2 protein-coding genes and 2 pseudogenes are annotated in these 2,612 nt (G+C 54.7%); 2 read left to right on the top strand and 2 right to left on the bottom strand.

The features are described 5' to 3' along the window. Both CDI09_RS17275 and CDI09_RS17285 read left to right on the top strand, forming a co-directional pair. A pseudogene (locus CDI09_RS17275) lies at positions 1-99 on the top strand (IS5/IS1182 family transposase); the annotation flags it as partial. Between the two features lie 506 nt (positions 100-605). Next, a complete protein-coding gene (locus CDI09_RS17285) occupies positions 606-1,214 on the top strand; it encodes a superoxide dismutase (protein ID WP_078527130.1) in 609 nt (202 codons plus the stop codon). Between the two features lie 418 nt (positions 1,215-1,632). Here CDI09_RS17285 and CDI09_RS17290 read toward each other — a convergent pair whose 3' ends face one another. Beyond that, positions 1,633-2,262: a Maf family protein gene (locus tag CDI09_RS17290; protein WP_078528163.1), complete on the bottom strand. Its 630-nt coding sequence runs from the start codon at positions 2,260-2,262 to the stop codon at positions 1,633-1,635. A 44-nt stretch (positions 2,263-2,306) separates the two neighbouring features. After that, a pseudogene (locus tag CDI09_RS18755) lies at positions 2,307-2,516 on the bottom strand (dihydroorotase); the annotation flags it as partial. Positions 2,517-2,612 lie beyond the last annotated feature (96 nt).

Raw genomic sequence — 2,612 nt, forward strand, 5'->3', positions numbered from 1 at the left:
GACTACGAGCGTTACGCTTCAACCCTCGCAAGTCTCCATGTCGTCGCTTTCGCATGTTTCATGCTCAGAAACGCCGCTATACTCGCTCAAGGTGCATAACACCCTCTAGCCAATCAGAGTTATGCACGTCTGGATCTGGAAGAAGCCCAAAGGCTCTATCAGGACGCTCTGGCGGAGGCCACCGGGATTCTGGTCGATTTTCAGGAGACGGGACTACCGCTCTCTGCTCCCGCCATTTTTAGCATATCGTGTCAGAATCTGACCGATCTGTTTCTGAGGGAGCGGCAGGCTGAAAAAGCTGCTTATTTTCGACATTCTGCCTGTAACGAACTGTCTCGTCTCGCAAGCCTGCCTGACCTCCCCCTGCAGGCGCGGCACGCTTGCGCGGAGCTTCTGCGCTGGGCTGTTGCCTGGGTGATGGAACATGAAAATGACTCCCTCCCCCTGTCGGAAGAAACTGAAGCACTTGTGACTCGCGCGCGCACTGTAGCGCTTAACGTTTACACGATTGCCGGCCACGTGGTGCAAACCCGGCTGGAAGACGCCCCGGCTACGGGACGCCCCTCCTAAACGAGGGCTCTTCTAAAATAGAACTGGAATATCACATGTTTAAGCTCCCCGAGCTTCCATATGCTCCCGACGCACTCGCGCCCTACATGTCAGCCGAGACGCTTGAATACCACCACGGAAAGCATCATAAGGCTTACGTTGACAAGCTCAACGAACTCACTGCCAGCGGTCCATTTCACGGACTGGCTCTTGATGAAATTATCCGGAAAACAGCGTCCGACCCCGAGCAGAAGGTTCTGTTCAACCAGGCCGGCCAGCACTGGAACCATTCCTTTTTCTGGCTTAGCATGAAAGCAAAAGGCGGCGGATCTATTCCTGCGTCTCTCGAAAAACAGCTTGTTTCGGATTTCGGTTCTCTGGGTAATTTCAAAACGGAATTCAAAAATGCCTGTCTGGCCCAGTTCGGGAGCGGGTGGGGCTGGCTCGTACATGATGGTCAGAAACTGACCATTACCAAAACAGCTAACGCAGACACCCCGCTTGCACATGGCCAAACAGCCTTGTTGACATGTGATGTATGGGAACACGCCTATTATATCGATTATCGCAACATGCGACCGAAATATGTGGAGGCCTTCCTGACAGATCTGGTGGACTGGGAGATGGTTGAACAGCGTTACCGGACAGCGATCTCAGCAGCGTGAAGGGCCTGAGGCACGCCAGCGTCTAAGCAAGCGCACTCGCGCGTCATGCACGAAATTAATGAAATACGTGCGCGGGTCCGTCTTCGGAACCGTCGCGCGCATGCAGTCCTGGATGGGGGGTGATCTGCTTCGGGGTGGTCATCGCCCTGCAGGATTCACGACACACGACTCACGCATGAGGCCCCGCCAGGATATCCTACGTGCCTCAATCCACCATCCTGCCAGAGCCTCCCGGAATCCCGTGACATTCTCCCGAAAGCGCGACAAATCCGATAATCGTGAAAATGCACGACAACGCGAACAGAATCTCTTTGATATAGTACGAACTGCACGGACAGTTTCAAGCGTGTTCACTTCCGGTCGACATCAAAACACGACTGCTGAGAAGCATAACTGAACCACCGAACCCTTCGTTCCGTCAAAATTCCAGAACATCCCTTTTTCGCAGCTCTCCCAGCAACGGCAACAAAGGCAATCCAAGTATTGTTGAGTAATCGCCACCGACGTGTTCAAAGAGCTGGCCCCCCGGTCCTTCCACACGGTAAGCTCCGACGCACTGCAGACAGTTTTCTGCCTCCTGCTGAAGGTATTTTTCGATAAATCTGTCCGAGAACATCCGCATTGTCAGCGTCGCATGGGACAGATGTCTCCAGACAATCTCCGTCCTGTCCAAAAGAACGACCGCACTGTGCAGCACATGTGTGCGTCCCCGCAGGCTTCTCAGCTGGGCTCCAGCAGCGTCAAGATTCAGAGGCTTGTCGAACCATGCTCCTTCGCACTCCAGCATCTGATCGGCACCGATTATCAAACAGTGCTCTTCAGAACTCATCTGTGCGCAGCGCTGTGATGCCACTAAACACGCTTTTTCCTCAGCGAGTTTGAGAGCCACCTCCCTGACGTTGCGTCCTTCTGCTTTCCAGTGTGACTTGAGCCCATCCTCGTCAACAGACGCAGGATAGCACGCGCACTCTATGCCGCTCTGCTTCAGTAACTTGAGTCTGGTCTGCGAGCCGCTCGCCAGAATCAGCCTTATGGCATCGTTTTTCATCAGGTCGCCAGCCCTCTCACGAGGACATGATTTTCCGGGGAACATCAGGAAGCGGGCCTGTCAGTCGCATCAAATCTTAGCGGCATTCCCGCGGGTTCCCCGAGAAGTTCTCCTTCCCACATCACCCGCTTCCCTCTTATGACGGTGCCGACAGGTCTCCCCGTCAGCCTCTTGCCCACGAAAGGAGACCAGCCGCATTTCGATGCCAGCCAGCGTTCCTCAATGGTCCAGGATGCCCTGAGATCGACGATTGAGATGGGGTGGTTGCCGTCCTCCCCGCACGGCATCGCAATGTGCCAGAATGGTCGTTGGAAGAAACGACTGCGCGAAAGGACGGCAGATGAAGGATA

Origin of the sequence: Komagataeibacter nataicola (assembly GCF_003207795.1) — a bacterium.
Taxonomy (GTDB): Bacteria; Pseudomonadota; Alphaproteobacteria; order Acetobacterales; family Acetobacteraceae; genus Komagataeibacter; species Komagataeibacter nataicola.